At 47.1% G+C, this 1,080-nt stretch carries 1 protein-coding gene; it reads left to right on the forward strand.

Translation table 11 applies throughout. The annotated features are described in order from the left end of the window. Positions 1 to 34 precede the first annotated feature (34 nt). Positions 35 to 1,080 (forward strand): outer membrane protein assembly factor BamB family protein (locus tag ASJ81_RS13390; protein ID WP_170943310.1); only part of this gene is annotated, 1,046 nt, incomplete at its 3' end.

A 1,080-nucleotide genomic window follows, 5' to 3' on the forward strand; every position in this document is an offset into this window, starting at 1 on the left:
CTGAACCCTATGAAAAAATAGGAGAAATGAGAATATGAATAAAAATCCATCAAAAATATTTATTCTTTGTTTGTTATTGTTCCTGGTAACGGCTACCATGCCAGCACTGGGTTCAGACTGGACCCAGTTCCAGAAAGATGTGTATAACACAGGTGTAACTGCGGACAGAGCACCCATAACTGACCCGACCAATTCTTCGCTTTCCTGGAATTACACCCTTGGAGGAAATATCGACTCGGCTCCGTTAGTAGCTGGGGATATTGTGTATGCTGTGGCTGGTGACAAACACATGTATGCTTTTAATAAGGCTACAGGAAAACTTGTCTGGGATAACAGCATAAGTGGAGGCACTAACTTCGTGATTGGAAGTGGAGCTGTCGGAAATGGAATAATCTTTGTGCCGACCTCCGATGGCCAGATTTTTGCTTTTGACGCGAAAACAGGAAGCTTGAACTGGAATAAGGCCGTAGGTGACGGCAAGCAGCTTGATACTCCCATTCTTTATTCCGAAGGCAAGATCTACTTCGGGGAAGCAATGGGCGGACACAAATACTACTGCTATGACGAAAGCGGCAACGAAGTCTGGAGCCGTGCCTCAACGACCCAGGTAAGCACAGAGGGGTCCTACTACTGGGCAGGAGCGGCCTTGATCGGGAACAACCTCGTTTATGGGGATGATGACGGACATCTTGTTTCCGTAAATAAGGATACTGGGGCTGACATCGACGAAGTTGATGTTTCCAGCGAGTTCGGAGTAACAAGCGGGAAAATCAGGTCCTCAGTCCTCTATGTCGAAGATTTGAAAAGGATCTACTTCACCTCCAGTGGAGGATACTGTTTCGCCCTCGGCTTTGACGCGGCAAAAGGAACCTTTGATAACTCTGATAAACACAGCATAAAAGTCGCTTATTCCACCTCTACTCCTGCCTTCTACAAAGGAAGGATCTACATGGGTACAGGTGCTGCAATGGGTGGAGCAGGAAAAGGTCTTTACTGCCTGGATGCTGACCTGGATGGAGTGATCTGGGATTATCCTGCAGGCGTAGTTCAATCCTCACCTGCAATCTCCACATACTACGA

It is taken from the genome of Methanosarcina spelaei (genome assembly GCF_002287235.1).
GTDB lineage: Archaea > Halobacteriota > Methanosarcinia > Methanosarcinales > Methanosarcinaceae > Methanosarcina > Methanosarcina spelaei.